The sequence below is a fragment of the Geobacillus uzenensis genome (genome assembly GCF_002217665.1).
In the GTDB taxonomy this organism is placed as follows: domain Bacteria; phylum Bacillota; class Bacilli; order Bacillales; family Anoxybacillaceae; genus Geobacillus; species Geobacillus subterraneus.
Genome location: NZ_NEWL01000001.1, coordinates 134,616 through 152,611, shown reverse-complemented (window position 1 = coordinate 152,611; position 17,996 = coordinate 134,616). Strand labels below are relative to the sequence as shown.

The 17,996-nt window shown below is 55.2% G+C and carries 16 protein-coding genes and 1 pseudogene; 1 reads left to right on the top strand and 16 read right to left on the bottom strand.

What is annotated here, in order from left to right; translation table 11 throughout:
* Window positions 1-152 precede the first annotated feature (152 nt).
* From hisB to B9L21_RS00595, 16 genes and pseudogenes are all read right to left on the bottom strand, one after another.
* Complete coding sequence (hisB, locus tag B9L21_RS00670; protein WP_063164781.1) at window positions 153-740, bottom strand: imidazoleglycerol-phosphate dehydratase HisB; 588 nt, start codon at window positions 738-740, stop codon at window positions 153-155.
* Window positions 740-2,023: a histidinol dehydrogenase gene (gene hisD / locus B9L21_RS00665; protein ID WP_063164780.1), complete on the bottom strand. Its 1,284-nt coding sequence runs from the start codon at window positions 2,021-2,023 to the stop codon at window positions 740-742. Before hisD ends, hisB begins: the two co-directional genes overlap by 1 nt.
* 83 nt (window positions 2,024-2,106) lie before the next feature.
* On the bottom strand, window positions 2,107-2,730 hold the full coding sequence (hisG, locus tag B9L21_RS00660) for an ATP phosphoribosyltransferase (RefSeq protein WP_063167268.1): 624 nt from the start codon (window positions 2,728-2,730) through the stop codon (window positions 2,107-2,109).
* Window positions 2,731-2,944: 214 nt separating this feature from the next.
* Window positions 2,945-4,129: an ATP phosphoribosyltransferase regulatory subunit gene (locus tag B9L21_RS00655; protein WP_063164779.1), complete on the bottom strand. Its 1,185-nt coding sequence runs from the start codon at window positions 4,127-4,129 to the stop codon at window positions 2,945-2,947.
* A gap of 371 nt (window positions 4,130-4,500) precedes the next feature.
* Window positions 4,501-5,251 (bottom strand): annotated as a pseudogene (locus B9L21_RS18230) (hypothetical protein).
* Window positions 5,252-5,464: 213 nt separating this feature from the next.
* Window positions 5,465-5,962: an acyltransferase gene (locus B9L21_RS00645; protein ID WP_063164777.1), complete on the bottom strand. Its 498-nt coding sequence runs from the start codon at window positions 5,960-5,962 to the stop codon at window positions 5,465-5,467.
* Window positions 5,959-6,627, bottom strand: coding sequence for a pyrophosphatase PpaX (gene ppaX, locus B9L21_RS00640; RefSeq protein ID WP_063164776.1), 669 nt, complete (start codon window positions 6,625-6,627; stop codon window positions 5,959-5,961). The genes B9L21_RS00645 and ppaX overlap by 4 nt, the downstream gene beginning before the upstream one ends.
* Window positions 6,624-7,562, bottom strand: coding sequence for a nucleoside recognition domain-containing protein (locus B9L21_RS00635; RefSeq protein ID WP_063164775.1), 939 nt, complete (start codon window positions 7,560-7,562; stop codon window positions 6,624-6,626). The genes ppaX and B9L21_RS00635 overlap by 4 nt, the downstream gene beginning before the upstream one ends.
* Before the next feature lie 44 nt (window positions 7,563-7,606).
* Window positions 7,607-8,416, bottom strand: coding sequence for a prolipoprotein diacylglyceryl transferase (gene lgt, locus B9L21_RS00630; RefSeq protein ID WP_063164774.1), 810 nt, complete (start codon window positions 8,414-8,416; stop codon window positions 7,607-7,609).
* Window positions 8,417-8,629: 213 nt separating this feature from the next.
* A complete protein-coding gene (gene hprK / locus B9L21_RS00625; protein ID WP_063164773.1) occupies window positions 8,630-9,568 on the bottom strand; it encodes an HPr(Ser) kinase/phosphatase in 939 nt (312 codons plus the stop codon).
* Between the two features lie 111 nt (window positions 9,569-9,679).
* Window positions 9,680-10,042 carry a phage holin family protein gene (locus B9L21_RS00620; protein ID WP_063167267.1) on the bottom strand — a complete coding sequence of 121 codons (363 nt, stop codon included), beginning with the start codon at window positions 10,040-10,042 and terminating at the stop codon, window positions 9,680-9,682.
* A gap of 142 nt (window positions 10,043-10,184) precedes the next feature.
* Complete coding sequence (locus B9L21_RS00615) at window positions 10,185-10,511, bottom strand: DUF4870 domain-containing protein (protein WP_063167266.1); 327 nt, start codon at window positions 10,509-10,511, stop codon at window positions 10,185-10,187.
* Window positions 10,512-10,640: 129 nt separating this feature from the next.
* Window positions 10,641-13,508 carry an excinuclease ABC subunit UvrA gene (gene uvrA, locus B9L21_RS00610; protein ID WP_063164772.1) on the bottom strand — a complete coding sequence of 956 codons (2,868 nt, stop codon included), beginning with the start codon at window positions 13,506-13,508 and terminating at the stop codon, window positions 10,641-10,643.
* Between the two features lie 7 nt (window positions 13,509-13,515).
* Entirely contained in the window at window positions 13,516-15,495 is a 1,980-nt protein-coding gene (gene uvrB / locus B9L21_RS00605; protein WP_063164771.1) for an excinuclease ABC subunit UvrB, read from the bottom strand.
* Window positions 15,496-15,671: 176 nt separating this feature from the next.
* Window positions 15,672-15,893, bottom strand: coding sequence for a CsbA family protein (locus tag B9L21_RS00600; protein ID WP_063164770.1), 222 nt, complete (start codon window positions 15,891-15,893; stop codon window positions 15,672-15,674).
* 14 nt (window positions 15,894-15,907) lie between these two features.
* Entirely contained in the window at window positions 15,908-17,080 is a 1,173-nt protein-coding gene (locus B9L21_RS00595; protein ID WP_063164769.1) for a PDZ domain-containing protein, read from the bottom strand.
* Between the two features lie 221 nt (window positions 17,081-17,301).
* Between B9L21_RS00595 and B9L21_RS00590 the strand changes: the two genes are divergently transcribed.
* Window positions 17,302-17,820: a MerR family transcriptional regulator gene (locus B9L21_RS00590; protein ID WP_063164768.1), complete on the top strand. Its 519-nt coding sequence runs from the start codon at window positions 17,302-17,304 to the stop codon at window positions 17,818-17,820.
* The last annotated feature ends 176 nt before the right edge of the window (window positions 17,821-17,996 follow it).

The following is a 17,996-nucleotide window of genomic DNA, read 5'->3' as shown; positions in this document are numbered from 1 at the left end:
GCTCCTTTCATGCGCAACCCGCAACCCTCTCCTTGGCGACCGGCCGCCTTCCCTGCGCCCGCGGAACTTTCCCCACAGGGGGCGCCCCCTCGATCCGTCCGTCTTCTCTGCACCCGCGGAACTTTCCCCGCAGGAAGCGCCCCCTCGATCGGTTAGAGCATCCCTTTCGTCGACGGGACGCCTTTGACGCGCGGGTCGACCATCGTCGCTTCATCGAGCGCCCGTCCGAGCGCTTTAAACACCGCTTCGATCATATGGTGCGTATTGCGCCCATAATGGACGATGACATGCAAGTTCATCCGCGCCTCCAGCGCCAGTTTCCATAAAAACTCATGAATGAGCTCGACATCGAACGTGCCGACTTTCGCCGCCGGAAATTCGCCGCGAAATTCCAAATGCGGGCGGTTGCTCAAGTCGATCACGACTTGCGCCAGCGCATCATCCATCGGTACAAACGCGTGGCCGTACCGCTTGATTCCTTTTTTGTCGCCGAGCGCTTCTTTGATCGCCTGACCGAGGCAAATGCCGATATCTTCGGTCGTATGGTGATCGTCAATATGCGTATCGCCTTTCGCGTCAACAAACAAGTCAAACTGGCCGTGTTTCGCAAACAAATCAAGCATATGGGTCAAAAACGGCACCCCGGTCTCGAGCTCCGTCTTCCCTTCACCGTCTAGCGAAAACGCCAGCTGAATGCTTGTCTCCTTCGTCGTTCTTGCGATCGTCGCCTCTCTCGCCATTATCGTTCCCCTCTTTCCCGTTTCAGCCGCATCTCAACCGCGCGTGCGTGCGCCTCCAACCCCTCGAGGCGGGCAAACGCGGCGATTTTGTCGCCATGTTGTTTCAATGCGGCTTCACTGTAAACGATCACGCTTGATTTTTTCACAAACTCATCGACGCTCAAGCCGCTTGAGAATCTCGCCGTGCCGTTCGTCGGCAGCACGTGGTTCGGCCCGGCAAAATAGTCGCCGACCGGCTCGGAGCTGAAGCGGCCGAAAAACATCGCCCCGGCATGGCGAAGCTTCCCTAATAGCGCCATCGGATCCGCCGTCATCACTTCCAAATGCTCGGGCGCCAGCTCATTGACCGCCTCAACGGCCTCATCAAGCGTCTCGGTCACATAAATGGCCCCGTAGGTTTCCAGCGCCGCTTGGGCGATCTCGCGGCGCGGCAGCGTCTCAAGCTGCCGTTCCACCTCGCTCGCCACCGCTAAAGCGAGTTTCATCGACGGCGTCACCAAAATGGCTGACGCCCGCACGTCATGCTCGGCCTGTGACAACAAATCCGCCGCGATTTCATCCGCATGCGCCGTCTCATCGGCCAATACGACAATTTCGCTCGGCCCGGCGATCATGTCGATCGCTACATGCCCGAACACTTCCCGTTTCGCCAACGCCACATAAATGTTGCCCGGTCCGAAAATTTTATCGACCGGCCGGATCGTTTCCGTTCCATACGCCAGCGCCGCGATCGCCTGCGCGCCGCCAACTTTGTAAATTTCCGTCACCCCAAGTTCATGCGCCGCCGCCAGCACGCCATCCGGGAGCGTGCCGTCTTTGTTTGGCGGCGAGGTGATGACAATCCGCTCCACTCCCGCCACTTGTGCGGGAATGACGTTCATCAGCACGGACGACGGATAGGCGGCCGTCCCGCCCGGTACATACAGCCCGACCGCATCAAGCGGCGTCACCTTTTGCCCGAGAATCGTGCCGTCTTCGTTCGTCATCCACCATGATTGGCGCTTTTGCCGCTCATGATAGGCGCGAATGTGGGCCGCCGCTTCGCGAATGATCTCCAGCATCTCCGCGCTCATGGACGCATGCGCGCGTTCCATTTCCGCTTTCGTCACCCGCAGCGAATCCAGCTTGACGCCGTCAAACCGTTCCGTATATTCTTTCAGCGCCGCATCGCCCCGGGCGCGCACCGCGGCGATAATATCAAGCACCGCGCGGCGCTGCTCGTCCGTTCCGCTTTCAATCGTGCGCCTTAGCGAGACGCCGCCTTGGATTCGTTCGATTTTCATGGCTTTTCTCCTTTCCATCCGATGTCTTTTTGGACGTTTCCTCCGTCTTCCGCGTCCCTCGTCTGCGCACCGTTCCGTTTGCCTCACCGTTCGGGAATGACCGATGCGAGCCGATCGACCAGCCGCTCGATCTCCTCACCGTTTAACCGATAGCTCGCCGGATTGACGATGAGGCGCGACGTCACGTCAGCGATCCGCTCAAGCTCGACAAGCCCGTTTTCTTTCAACGTCCTCCCTGTCGAGACAATATCGACAATCCGGTCGGCTAGGCCGATCAGCGGAGCGAGTTCAATCGAGCCGTTCAGGCGGATGATTTCTACTTGTTCCCCTTGTTCGCGAAAATACGTCGACGCGATGTTCGGATATTTCGTCGCCACCCTTGGCGCAATTTCATTCATCGCAACGCCAGGCAGCCCCGCGACCGCCAAATAGCAGCGGCTGATGTGCAAATCGAGCAGCTCATAGACGTTCCGTTCTTCCTCCATTAAGACATCTTTTCCCGCTATGCCTAAATCCGCTACCCCGTGTTCCACATACGTCACCACATCCATCGGTTTCGCCAAAATAAAGCGCATCTTTTCCTCGGCCACGTCAATGACGAGCTTGCGCGATTCGTCAAACTCCGGCGGCAGCGCATAGTCCGCCCGGCGCAGCAGCTCGACCGCCTCTTCAAAAATGCGCCCTTTCGGCATCGCAATCGTCAGCATCGCTCTTCCTCCCTGCTTGTCGTCATGTGCAAACGCAGCGCCCCAGCCCCGTTGGCGCTTTTTCGCCACGCCGTTCTCCCCGGCCCTAACTAGCGCGGCCAAGTGCTTCTCGTTGCCTTGACCGTTCCGTCTCCTGTATCATCTGCAGCCGTTCTGATCGTTCCCGTTCGCTCCGTCCCGCCGCGCATGGATCGATCCTCGTTTTTTGCGCCATTCATTGCCCGTCGCGCCCGCTTCGGCCAAGCAAATACACGATCGACCGGTAGCGCTGGCTGTAGGCGTCAATATCGCGAATGCCGGCGATGTGCTGCAAGACGACGCGGCGTCCTTCCGCCCGTTTCGCCTCGGCGAGCTCGACCGCCTCCGCCAACCGCTCTTGGCTAAAGACGATGCACTCGATCTCCTCGCGCACATCCGTCTCGCCAATCGCCTCAATCAGCCGATCAACGCGCAGCCCAAACCCCGTCGCCGGCGCCGGGCGGGAAAACTTCGCCAACAACTCATCATACCGCCCGCCATTGCCGATCGGGAATCCCACTTGCTCGGCGTACACTTCAAACAAAATGCCGGTGTAATAGCTCATATGGCTGACCAACGCCATATCGAGTTTTACCGTCTCAGTCACCCCGTACGTCTCGAGCGCTGCTAACAGCGCGGCCAACTCATCAGCAGCTCGCTGTCCTTCCCCGCTCGAAGCCAGCGCTTTTGCCGCCTCGATCGCCTCGCAGCCGCCGCGCAAGGAAAGAAGATCGAGAAGACGTTTTTGATCAATGGACGAAAGCGGCAGCGACTTCACATGCTCGCGGTAGCCGACATAATTTTTTTCATATAAGAAGCGGCGCAGCACACTCGCCCGCTCTTCATTCCCTAGAATCTCCAAAAACAACGCGTTCACATAGCCGATATGGCCGACCGCCACCGAAAAGCGGCCAAGCCCTACGCGCTTCAGCAGCGCGGCCATCAGGCTGATCACCTCGGCATCGGCCGCCACCGTGCCATCGCCGATCAGCTCGACGCCGATCTGCTCAAACTCCGCCGGCCGCCCGCCTTCGCGCTGCTGCGCGCGAAACACATTGGCGTTGTACGCCAACCGGAGCGGATTGCCGTCTTCATACAGCCTTGACGCCGCCACCCGGGCGATCGGCGCCGTCATATCGGGCCGCAATACGAGCGTATGCCCTTGCTGGTCCAAGAGCTTAAACAACCGATGATCGTCAATGGCCGACGCCGCCCCGACCGTTTCATAATACTCAAGCGTCGGCGTCTCGATAAACTCATAGCCCCAGCGCTCGATTTCTTCCGCCATCACCGAGCGCACTTGCTTTTTCATTTCATATAAAAACGGCAGCGTATCGCGCATGCCTAACGGTTTTTCAAACATGAACAGCTTTTTTGCCATGTTCCCACGCCCTTTATCAAAATGCTTTAGTTTGCTAATATGGTAGAGAAGTGAAGTTATTAGTAGTTTACTCCTTTGCGTCCACAGCGTCAAGAGGAAACGCGCCATCCGCAATAAAATGGATAAGGACTCTTCCAGACGAAGAAACGCCTGTCCATTTCGCTCCACCTTGTGCATACGGCTGCTCACGAAATCTCCAAGGCACAAAAAAACTCCGAATCGTCGAATATGTAGAAGCGACAAGAAGTCATGCTTCCGGATACGAAAGAGAACCTTCGTCGTGGAACAGAGAACTCTTACTTCGTGAACTACCCCCACTTAATTTTCTAGCGAAAATTTGAAGTGGGGGCTTCCAAAGAAGTTTGACTGCTTCAAGCAATCCTTATTCTTTGAGGCGTGTCCACTTCGCCGCTAGAGCATAAGACACTCAATTCTTCCTGTTTCAAGAATTCAATGCCGTAAAATTCACAAAGATATTCTAATTTTTCTTTTATGTTACCGAGAGGAATATTGACAAAGTTTTGATTTGTCTTTTTTCCTAGATTAATATTGCGTTGCCATGTTTCCGCATAGCCAATGACAAGTTTGCCAATTTGATTTTCAATACAGCAATGGCCAGTGCTTTTTGGTCGTTTAATTCTCTTTGATCTTCAGGCATTTCATATTTGTACTGAATCTCAAAGAACCTGGCATGATGCTTAGGAATGATTTCAATCTGCTTAATCTTTTTGTCCAGCAACAGCCAGTGCTTTTTGGTCGTTTAATTCTCTTTGATCTTCAGGCATTTCATATTTGTACTGAATCTCAAAGAACCTGGCATGATGCTTAGGAATGATTTCAATCTGCTTAATCTTTTTGTCCAGCAACACAGGCGGAATCGTTATCGACCTTTTTTAAAATTTGCTGTGCCATGTTGCTGTTTAACAGCTTATAGTTTTCGTTAGTTTTGGCAAGATGATAGTTTTTCTCATAATTAAGAAATTCCTTGTGTTCAAAATAGTATTGTCTGACATTGTACAATCCGACGTTGTACATGTTCTTGGCAATATGGCACAGTTCTCGAAGAGTCAAGTATTCTTCTTTGGTCAAACCATTTAGCTGTTGTTTGATACAAAAATACATGTTTTCACCTCCCATCTAACTATATGATACTATATTTTACTGAATCTATCCTATTTTCAGCAAAATATAGTTAAGGTGATTCATCTCCCACTTACTCCGCTTCGCTTCGTTGAAGTGGGAGTCTTCTCGCCTAATTAAGATAAAAATAGTTTGTTCATTCATTTTACCATTTTTTCAGAATCTTTTCTCTCCGCAAACAAAAACCCGCCCCCGTTACTCGGAAGGCGGTTCGTTCGTGCGGACGATGCGCATCGGGCAGCCGGCGACCATGGCTCCGGGCGGGACGTCTTGATGGACGATGGTGCCGGCGGCGACGACGGCGCGGTCGCCGATCACCACGCCGGGCAAAATGGTCGAATTGGCGCCGATCATCACCTCATCGCCGATTACCACATCGCCGAGGCGGTATTCGTCCACTAAATATTCGTGGGCGAGAATCGTCGTATTGTAGCCGATGACGCAGTTGCGGCCGATGCGGATTTTTTCCGGGAAGAGAATATCCGGCATGACCATAAAGGCGAGCGCCGTTTGTTCGCCGATTTTCATGCCGAGAAACGTGCGGTACAGCCAGTTTTTCAGCGGCAAAAACGGCGTGTAGCGCCCGATTTGGATCACGATGACGTTTTTCAGCACTTTCCAAAACGAGACAGTGCGGTACAATTGCCAGAGCGAGTTCGCCCCGTGGACGGGGTATTTGGTCGTTCGTCTCACCGGGAGGACGCTTCCTCCTTCCGTTCGTTGATGCCGACAATGGCCAGCAAATCGCTCATTTTTTCCAACATATAGTCCGGTTCATATTGTTCCAAATACCCGCGGCCTTTAATCGCCCAGGCAACGCCGGCCGTTTTGACGCCGGCGTTTTTGCCGGCCAAAATGTCGTGGTAGTTGTCGCCGACCATGAGCGCTTCGTCTGGTTTCGACTGAAGCGCCTCAAGCGCCTTATGAATCGGTTCAGGGTCCGGTTTGGGGCGGTTGACGTCATCAAGACCGATGACACATGAGAAAAACGGCTCAAGCCGCGTTTTCCGCAAGCCCATGAGCGCCGTGTCATGCATTTTCGTCGTCACGACGCCAAGGCGAAATCCATGGCGGTGCAGCGTTTCAATCGTCTCATACACGGTGTCAAACTCGCGGATCAATTCGTCATGGCGGGCATGGTTGAACGTGCGGTACGTCTTCACCATCTCCTCGACCCGCTCCGGATTGAGCGAGCTGAACGTCTCGTACAGCGACGGGCCGATGAACGGCAAGACGTCCTCACGCCCGTAGCGGCCCGGATAATACTTCTCCAGCGTATGCAAAAACGACTGGATGATGAGCTCATTCGTATCAATCAACGTTCCATCAAGGTCAAATAAAATCGTGCGAATCATCATGAAGCGGCTTCCTTTCTTTTCGGTTGTTCAAGGCGGCGCCAAAGAAACGCCACCGCCATCGTCAGCAATACGGCCGTCACTAAGCGGATGACCAGCAGCGGCCATACCGGAATGCCAAGCGGAATGAAAATGAGGGTATCCTCCACCACCGCATGGCATGAGACGAGAAAAATGAACGCCAACGTTAAGTCGCGTTTGGAGACGCCGTCTTCTTTTGCGGCTTGAATCATGACGCCAGCGCCATACGCGAGGCCGAACACAAAGCCGGCGGCAAGGGTGAGCGACGTGTTCGGGCTCATGCCAAGCATCTTGGTCACCGGTGCCATCCAGCGCGAAAACGCCTCAATCCAGTGGCGTTCTTTCAATACTTGAATGACCGTCATTAGCGGAATGACAATCGCGACCAGCTGCACGATGCCGGTCGCCGCTTTGTTCAACGCCGCCAACGCGATCGCCACCCAGCCGACCGGCGGCGCATCTTCCTTCGGCATAAAGCCGTATTGGGCGATTTCCTGCCCCCCGTCCCATAAATGGGCGATCAGCAACCCGGATACAACGGCGAGCCCGATGCGCACGATAACCATGAGCGTCACACTCATGCCCGTGCGTGAGGCGACCGATGACTCGACGATCAAGTTATGGGAAAAAGAAAGCATGATCGCCAAAATCAATACTTCTTTCACTGTAAACTCGATCGTCAGCATCGCGCCAATCGCCGCGTACAGACCAAGCAAATTGCCGAGCACAAGCGGCACGGCCGCATCGCCGGATAAGCCAAACCATTTCATTAAGGGAGTCACAAGGTCAATGAGCCATGAAAAAAGCGGCGTCGGCTGCAACAACGCCAGAATGAGCGTCACTGGAAAAATGATTTTGCCGAGCGCCCATGACGTCTTCAGCCCGGCGATGACGCCGCGCTGCAACGTTCCAATCATATCTCCTCTCTCCTTTGCTTATCTTCTCCGCCCAACGGATCTCTTCAATCCGCATACCGTTCGTTTGCCCATCCTTTCACCCGGCGCACGATCCACAAGGCGACGGCAAAAACAATGAGGGCAATGGACATCACTTGCGCCATGCGCAAATGTTCGGTAAGCATTAAGCTATCTGTGCGCATTCCCTCAATCCAAAAGCGGCCGAGCGAGTACCAAATCAAGTACGACAAAAACAGCTCGCCGCGCCGCAAATTGACGCGCCGCAGCCAAAGCAGGAGGCAAAAGCCGGCGACGTTCCAAAGCGATTCATATAAAAACGTTGGGTGCCAATATTGGCCGTCAATATACATTTGGTTAATGATCCAATCCGGCAAATGCAAGTTTTCCAGAAACTCACGTGACACCGGACCGCCGTGCGCCTCTTGGTTCATAAAATTGCCCCAGCGCCCGATCGCCTGCCCTAAAATGATGCTTGGTGCGGCAATATCGGCGAGCTTCCAAAACGACAGCCCGCGCGCGCGGGCGAACACCGCGCCCGTCGCCACCGCCCCGATCAAACCGCCGTGAATGGCGAGGCCGCCTTGCCAAACTTTTGGAATCTCGGACAAATGCTTTGAATAATAGTCCCATTCAAACAGCACGTAGTACGCCCGCGCGCAGACAATGGCAATCGGCACAGCAAACAGCACCAAATCGACAAACGTCTCTTTCGGCAAGCCGCGTCGCACCGATTCGCGCGTTGCCAGCCACAACCCGATCAAAACGCCTGTGCCGATAATGACACCATACCAATAAATCGTAATCGGTCCCAAATGCAAAAACACACGGTCCAACGGCGCAATGGCCGGTTCCATCTTGAACGCCTCCTTTGCGGTGACGGATGGCCGACGCAGCCTCGCTGCCATCGCTCGATCTTCTGTCAATGGCCATCCTGATCGGAATTTCCTTGTTCATCTGAAAGGGCCGGTGATTGAATCAAATAGACAGCTTAAAAAGGCATTTTTCTGTTGAGAAACGTTTAGTGTTTTGAATTGTTAGAAATCAACGGCGACAGAAACCAAAGAACATTACCGGCTTTCATCATGCTCTCCGTCTTCAATCGCATCGCTCAATCGCGCCGAAAACTCCTCAGCCGCGTTGACCCCGAGCCGCTTCAGCCGGAAGTTCATCGCCGCCACTTCGACGATGACCGCCAAGTTGCGCCCTGGGCGGACCGGAATCGTTAATTTCGGCAATTCGGTATCCAAAATTTTCACTTTCTCTTCTTCCAACCCGAGCCGATCGTACTGCTTCTCCGGATCCCAAAGCTCCAAGTCGACGACGAGCGAAATGCGCTTATGCGTCCGCACCGCCCCCGCGCCGAACAGCGTCATCATATTAATAATGCCGAGGCCGCGAATTTCAAGCAAATGCTCAATCAGCTCCGGCGCGCTGCCGATCAATGTATCTTCATCTTCTTGGCGGATTTCGACGCAGTCATCGGCGACCAACCGATGGCCGCGTTTGACGAGCTCCAGCGCCGTTTCACTTTTGCCGACGCCGCTTTTGCCTGTGATCAATACGCCGACGCCGTACACATCGACGAGCACGCCGTGCACCGCCGTTGTCGGAGCAAGCTTGCTTTCCAAATAGTTGGTCAACCGGCTCGAGAGCCGGGTTGTTTTCATTGTCGAGCGCATCACCGGCACCGACTGGCGCTCAGACGCTTCGATCAGTTCGGGCGGCACCTCAAGCCCCCGGGAAACGATAATCCCAGGCGTAATATCGGTACAAAGCCGCTCCATTCGCGCCCGTTTTTCTTCCGGAGTCAGCGTTTCGTAAAACGACAGCTCGGTTCGCCCCAGCAGCTGCAGCCGCTCTGCCGGATAATAGGCGAAATAGCCGGCCATCTCAATTCCCGGCCGCGACAAGTCGCTTGTTGTAATCGGGCGGTAAATGCCCTCGGCGCCGCTGACGAGCTCAAGCTGGAACTGTTCGATGATGTCTTTTGTCCGCACTTTTGGCATAATCGGCCGTTCTCCCCTTTCTTCATCTTTTTCCATTGTAGCACGTTTTGTTTCAACGTTGAATGGAAAACATCGGGGGAAACAAAATGGAGACGGTCCATCCCGTCTCCATTACGACCGATCGCGCAGCGGCTCGATAATCGCTTTTTGCACGAGCAGGTGGAAAAACGACAAGACGATCGATGCGAGCAGCGCCGTGCCGAACCCTCCAATTTGAAACGCATCGCCCATGAGCCCCGCTGTCATCATGAGCGTGATGGCGTTAATGACAAACAAAAACAACCCGAGCGTCAATACGGTCACCGGCAGCGTCAATAAAATAAGCACCGGACGGACAACGGCATTTAACACCGCCAAAATCAAGCTCGCCAAAAACGCGGCGCCAATGCCGCTGAAATGAATATCGTCAAAATACCCGTCAATCGCCATAAGCAGCACCGTATTAATAAACACGCCAATCAACCAATGGAGCATCGCATCACCATCTTTGCTGTAAGATCGTTTTCCAGGCCGCGGCGGCCTCTTTCTGATGTTGCCTAAAAAGGCGAACCATTGCGTCATGACCCGCACATCGCCGATTCGCTTACGCAAAAGGCATACCCATTCCCTCTCTTTTTTATTTTAACACTTGAATTCCTTTGATGACATTCCAAATGACGACAACGAAGTTCACCAATCCGGCAACGAGAAACCCGAACCAGGCGATGCCGCCGCCAAACAAGAACGATTCCTCTCCCCATTGACCAAACATCACAGGAACAAAGGCCAACGCCAGAAACAAACCAATGGTAATAGCTGGAATTAAATGAGAGACGAGCGACCGTTTCGCGTGGTGTTTCACCTCGGGATCTTCCACAACAAAATACGTCACGATCGGCAAAATGAACGGCGCGAAAAAGACGCTGAAATAGCAAAGAGCAGATAGGACTTTATTGGTCGACAATTCAGTATCTCCTTTCCCTGTGTCTCTACCTGTATATACGATGACCGCCGGGAAAAGTTTCCTGTTGCCGGCACAAAAGGCGTGGCGCTCACCGTTTTCTTCAAACATGATAAAAAAACGGCAAAAGCGTTACGCCTTTGCCGCCTCATACCACGCCTGCATGCGCGCCCGGTCGCGCTCCAAAATCGGTTTCAAATAGCGGCCGGTGTAGGAAGCTTCGACCCCAGCCACGTGTTCCGGCGTGCCGGCCGCGACAATTTGCCCGCCGCGGTCGCCGCCTTCCGGACCTAGGTCAATGATGTAATCAGCCGTTTTAATGACGTCCAAGTTGTGTTCGATGACAAGCACCGTATCGCCGTTGTCGACCAGCCGATGAAGCACATCAAGCAGACGGGCGATGTCATCGACGTGCAGCCCGGTCGTCGGCTCGTCTAAAATGTAGAGCGTCCGGCCGTTCGAGCGGCGGTGCAGCTCGGCAGCGAGCTTGACGCGCTGCGCCTCGCCGCCGGAGAGCGTTGTCGCCGGCTGGCCGAGCTTCATATAGCCGAGGCCGACATCATACAACGTCTCTAGCTTGCGCTTAATTTTCGGAATCGAAGCGAAAAAGTCCAGCGCATCTTCGACCGTCATGTCCAGCACGTCGGCGATAGTTTTCCCTTTGTATGTCACTTCAAGCGTCTCGCGGTTGTACCGTTTGCCGTGGCATACTTCGCAAGGGACGTATACGTCCGGCAAAAAGTGCATTTCAATTTTGATGATCCCATCGCCATGGCACGCCTCGCAGCGCCCGCCTTTGACGTTGAAGCTGAAGCGCCCTTTTTTGTAGCCGCGCACTTTCGCTTCGTTCGTGGCAGCAAACACGTCGCGAATGTCATCAAACACCCCGGTGTAGGTCGCTGGGTTCGACCGCGGGGTGCGGCCGATCGGCGACTGGTCGATGTCAATCACTTTGTCGAGGTGCTCAAGCCCGCGGATGTCGCGATGTTCCCCCGGTTTCGCTTTTGCCCGGTGCAGCTTTTGCGCGAGCGCCTTATAAAGCACCTCGTTCACGAGCGTGCTTTTGCCTGAACCCGACACCCCGGTGACAGCGACGAACGTGCCGAGCGGGATGTTCACCGAGACGTTTTTCAAGTTGTGCTCGCGGGCGCCGACGACCTCGAGCCACCGTCCGTCCGGCTGGCGCCGTTCGGCCGGGATCGGGATGAATTTTTTCCCGGATAAATATTGACCGGTGAGCGAGTTCGGATCATTCATCACCTCTTCCGGCGTGCCGGCCGCGACGACCTCGCCGCCGTGAATGCCCGCCCCTGGGCCGATGTCAATCAAATAGTCGGCCGCAAGCATCGTATCTTCGTCATGTTCGACGACAATGAGCGTATTGCCAAGGTCGCGCATGCTTTTTAACGTCGCGATCAGCCGGTCGTTGTCGCGCTGATGCAGTCCGATCGACGGCTCATCGAGCACGTACAACACCCCCGTCAGCCGCGAGCCGATTTGCGTCGCTAACCGGATGCGCTGCGCCTCGCCGCCGGAAAGCGTGCCCGCTGAGCGGCTGAGCGTCAAATAGTCGAGGCCGACGTTTTGCAAGAAGCCGAGCCGGTCGCGAATTTCACGCAAAATGAGGCGGGCGATTTGCGCTTCTTTTTCCGTCAGTTCCAATCCGTCAAAAAAGGCGAGCGCTTCGGTCACCGACATCGCGGTCACTTCGCCGATATGCTTGCCGCCGACCAAGACGGCGAGGCTTTCTTTTTTCAGCCGATAGCCTTGGCACGTCGGGCACGGCTGTTCGGCCATATATTTTTCCATTTGTTCGCGGATGTAATCGGAGCTTGTCTCCCGGTAACGGCGTTCGACGTTCGGAATGACGCCTTCAAACTGGATATATTGTTCGCGCACCTGGCCAAAATCGGTCGTATAGCGGAAATAAATCGGCTCCCCGCCGCTGCCGTACAAAATCTTCTCCAGCTGCTCTTTTGGCAGCTCTTTTACCGGCACGTCCATCGGGATGCCGTAATGGCGGCACACCGCCTCAAGCAGCTGCGGGTAATATTGCGAGCTTTGCGGCTCCCACGGAGCGATGGCGTGCTCCTTCAATGTCAATTCATCGTTCGGGATGATAAGGTCCGGATCGACTTCGAGCTTCACCCCGAGCCCGTCGCAGTCCGGACAGGCGCCAAACGGGCTGTTGAACGAAAACAGGCGCGGCTCAAGCTCCCCGATCGAAAAGCCGCAATACGGGCAGGCGTGCTTTTCGCTGAACAACAGCTCCTCCTGGCCGACGACGTCAACGATCACTTTGCCGTCCGCGAGCTTCAATGCCGTCTCCAGCGAATCGGCGAGCCTTGATGTGATGCCGTCTTTGATCACGATCCGGTCGACGATGACATCAATCGAATGTTTTTTGTTTTTTTCCAGCTCAATGTCTTCGGTCAACTCGCGCATCTCGCCGTCAATGCGGACGCGCACATACCCTTGCTTGCGGATATCGTCAAGCACTTTCGCATGCGTCCCTTTTCTTCCCGAGACGATCGGAGCAAGAATTTGCATTTTCGTCCGCTCCGGGTACGCGAGCAGCCGGTCGACCATTTGCTCGATCGTCTGCGATTGAATTTCGATGCCGTGCGTCGGGCAGAACGGCCGGCCGATGCGGGCGAACAGCAGCCGCAAATAATCGTAAATTTCCGTCACCGTGCCGACCGTGGAGCGCGGGTTGCGGCTCGTCGTTTTTTGGTCGATCGAAATGGCCGGCGACAGCCCTTCGATCGCATCGACATCCGGTTTGTCCATCTGTCCTAAAAACTGGCGGGCGTACGCCGATAGCGACTCGACGTAGCGCCGCTGCCCTTCCGCGTAAATCGTGTCAAACGCCAACGACGACTTGCCCGACCCAGACAACCCGGTCAACACAACGAGCTGTCCGCGCGGGATTTCAACGTCAATGTTTTTTAAGTTATGGGCACGCGCCCCTTTGACGATAATTTTATCCGTTCCGTTCACCCGGCCATCATCCTTCCGCTTTCAACTCGAAAATCGCATCGCGCAGCTGGGCGGCCCGCTCGAAGTCGAGCGCTTTGGCCGCTTCTTTCATCTCCGCTTCCAGCTGGCGGATGAGCGCTTCCCGTTCTTGTTTTGTCATGCTGGCGGCCGCCGGCTTCGCCTCGTACGTTTCCGTTTCTTCGGCCGCATACGTCGCGCGGATCACATCGCGAATCTCCTTTTGGATCGTGCGCGGCACGATGCCATGTTTGCGGTTGTATTCCTCTTGAATCGCCCGGCGCCGCTTCGTCTCTTGAATGGCGATTTCCATCGATTTCGTCACCGTATCGGCGTACATGATCACATGGCCGTTCGCGTTGCGCGCCGCGCGGCCGATCGTCTGGATGAGCGAGCGCTCCGAACGCAAAAATCCTTCTTTGTCGGCGTCCAAAATGGCGACAAGCGACACTTCCGGAATATCGAGCCCTTCGCGAAGCAAGTTGATGCCGACTAACACATCATATTTGCCAAGCCGCAAATCACGGATGATTTCAATGCGCTCAAGCGTTTTAATTTCCGAATGCAAATAGGCGACTTTCAATCCCGCCTCTTTTAAGTAATCCGTTAAATCTTCCGCCATTTTTTTCGTCAGCGTCGTCACCAATGTCCGCTCGTTCCGCTCAACGCGTTCGCGAATTTCCCCGATCAAATCGTCAATTTGCCCGGCGATCGGACGAACGTCAATCGTCGGATCGAGAAGCCCGGTCGGGCGGATGATTTGTTCAACCACACCCGGGCTATGTTCAAGCTCATACGGCCCCGGCGTCGCGGAGACATAAATAATTTGGTTGATTTTTTGCTCGAACTCTTCAAAGGTAAGCGGACGGTTATCGAGCGCCGACGGCAGGCGAAAGCCATGGTCGACGAGCACTTGCTTGCGCGCCCGGTCGCCGTTGTACATGCCGCGCAGCTGCGGCAGCGTGACGTGCGATTCATCGATGATGATCAAAAAATCGTCCGGAAAATAGTCAAGCAGCGTATACGGCGTTGAACCCGGCGGTCGGAGCGCCAAATGGCGCGAGTAGTTTTCGATTCCGGAACAAAAGCCCATTTCGCGCATCATTTCAAGGTCATAGCGCGTCCGTTGCTCGAGCCGCTGCGCTTCTAACAGCTTTCCTTGTTCGCGCAGCTCGGCAAGTCGCTCCTCGAGCTCTTGTTCGATGTTTTGAATCGCAAGCCGCATTTTCTCCTCGCGCGTGACAAAGTGCGACGCCGGGAAAATGGCGACGTGCTCACGCTCGCCGAGCACTTCACCGGTCAAGGCGTCGACTTCGCGAATGCGGTCGATTTCATCGCCAAAAAACTCGACGCGGATGCAATGCTCATCGCGCGACGCCGGAAAAATCTCGACGACATCGCCGCGGACGCGAAACGTGCCGCGCCGGAAGTCGATATCATTGCGGTCGTACTGGATATCGACCAACCGCCGCAGCAACGTGTTGCGCTCGATCTCCATGCCGACGCGCAGCGAAACGACAAGCTCGCGGTATTCTTCCGGCGACCCTAAGCCGTAAATGCACGACACGCTGGCGACGATGATGACGTCCCGCCGCTCAAACAGCGCCGATGTCGCCGAGTGCCGCAATTTATCGATCTCGTCGTTAATTTTCGCATCTTTTTCAATATACGTATCCGTTTGCGGCACATACGCTTCCGGCTGATAATAGTCGTAGTAGCTGACAAAGTATTCGACGGCGTTGTACGGGAAAAACTCCTTCAGCTCGCTGTACAACTGTCCAGCGAGCGTTTTGTTATGGGCGATCACAAGCGTCGGCTTGTTCACTTGGGCGATGACGTTCGAGATGGTGAACGTTTTGCCCGTTCCCGTCGCCCCGAGCAGCGTTTGGTGCTTCACTCCGCGCATTAAACCGTCAACCAATTGTTCAATCGCCTGCGGCTGATCGCCTTGCGGTTGATACGATGACACTAATTGAAAACGGTCGTCCACCGTTTCTCCTCCCTCTCCGATCCGTCTCTCCCCATTGTATCACATCCCCTTGGCAGATGCACAAAAAACGCGAACTGATATTCGTGCCAATCAACGCAGCGATTTCCATTGCTCCCTCTTCGTTTGCCTGCGTACAGAACGTGAAAAAGCGGGCCGCTTCGAGGCCCGCCTGTCCGTCACTTCTTCAAATTGTCCAACATCCGTCCGGCCAACAAGAAGCCGGTGATCGTCGATGCAATATCGGCGACAATTTCATGCAGTTCGTCCGTATACCCTTTGACATACGAAGCGACAAGCAACGCGATCGTCAATAACAACGCGATGTATCGGTTATAAGTCACCCGGGTAAACAACAAGACAAGCAGGCACGGAATGATGAGTGCCGCGAGAAACCACATATGCTCAGTCTCCTTTACGAAACAGCTTCGGACGCCGACGCGTCCCGATTGCGCACAAACAGCAAGCCCAGCTCATGGTGCTCATCTTCATACAACGCCCCTTGGACAAAGCGGACTTCGCCGTTATGCCCGACAACATCAAGCTTACAAAACGCCCGGTTGCGCTGCAGCGCTTCGTAAAACTCCGCCTCCGTCCGCACGGGGACGCCATTCGCTTTCATAATGATTTCTCCGATTTGCAGCCCCATTTTCTCCGCTTTCGAGCCGGGGAGCACGCCGACGATCACCAGCCCTTGCGAATGGCGGGCGAAACGGGGCGGGCGGGCGCGGTCATCGCGGTGCCCGGAAAAAGCGATCCACTCGCGGCCGACGATCGCCATAACTCCTGCGACAAACGCCAGCGGTGCGTACCACACGCTAAAAACAGCCGGCAGAGTGACAAGAAGCGCAAGCCGAAGCACACGCCGTCCCTCCTCCCGCGCCGCTTCCGGCGGCATGATGTGCTGCCGGCGTTGCGAAAAGCCGAGAAGAAACGGCACAAGCCAAAATGAATACCCGTCCCCGGCCGGAAGAAGCGGCCACCACGAGGCCGGCGGCAGCGCACCGCCGGATACCGGGAGCACGAGCGGCACAAACCAAAAGCGCTGCGCCCATTGCATGCCGACTGTCATCCCCCGCTTGCTTTTGGCCAGCTGCGGTGAGACGGCCCCGTTCCGCGAGCGGAGGATGAGCCATCCTTCCGCCAACAGCAGCAGCACAAGCAACAAAGTCAAAGACGTCCCCGCCGTTGCGCCATCGGGGAATATGCGGCCCACCATCCCGCTTGGCCCGGCTAAACCGAGCAGCACGAGCGCACCGCCAACCGTATACGCCGGCGACAATAGGCGCGCCTCCATCGTTAAGCCGATGACAACGGTCAGCGCGGTCACCATCCACACCGCCTCGCGCGGCAACGCGATCCCAACGATGATCGCCGCCGCGGACAACACCGCGCCGGCTGCCCATCCCCATGTCCAGAGCCCGCGCCATTCTTGCCACGGATGATGGATGCGCACATGAAAGTCACGGCGCTCCCGCTTCATCCGCCGCCAGCCGGCGACAATCGCTAAAAAGACGCCATAATAAAGGAGCGGCTGCCGCCATACGGCCGCGATGCCTTCAAGCAGTTCCAACCCCCATGCTGCCATCCGCTTCCCCCCCTTGCTTCGTTCACGAGTCTTTATCTTCTATTCTACCAAATGGCAACGACAAATCCCATGCCTGTTGTAATCTTTTTTGCCGCTTATGGCGAATTTGCGCCATTTTCCACTTTCTTTGCCGAATCGGCACTAGTTTTGTCGGCTAGGCAGGATTTTCAATGGAGATCGAAAAAGGATATAACAGAAGATGAAAAAGGAGGAGTGGAACGATGGAATTAAAAACAGCCGATGTCGCCGCCCGACTTGGAGTCTCGCCGAAAACGGTTCAACGCTGGGTGCGGAAATATGACATTCCGCTGCGGAAAAACGAAGCTGGCCACTATTTGTTTGATGAAAAAACAGTCGCCTTGCTCGAACGGGTCAAATTTGAACAAGGCGCGGCACTCGAAGCGCCTCCGGCACCTGACCGTCCCTCGACACCGCCGCGGAACGTTCCCATTGACGCTTTGTTTCAAGGATATGTCGAACCACAATTAACCCGGGTAGCCTCGCGCCTTGATCAACTCGAACAACAATTAGAACAAAAAGCGGATGACGTTGTTTCGATTCAGCTTCTTCATCACCGCCGGGAAATGGAAGAAATCACTGCCCGCCTCACCGCCCTCGAGCAGCTTGTCGCCCGTCTCGAACAGCAGCTGAACAATCGGCCGCCTTCCTCCCATGAAACACCGGACGAACCAAAGCGGAAACGGCGCGGTCTCGGGCGGGTGATGGGGTTGTTTGCTTGACGTCCCAGGCGTTCCGCCCTGTGCAGGGCGTTTTTTTTTTTGGCAAAAAACGTTCGCGCTCCATCCGGACATCCCCATGACAGCGGCATAAGAAAGACGCATGTCCGGCGAAACGTTCTATGGGCAACGTTTGCTTTCCCCGAAACGTAACGGCGACGGATCAAGGTGCGCGCATG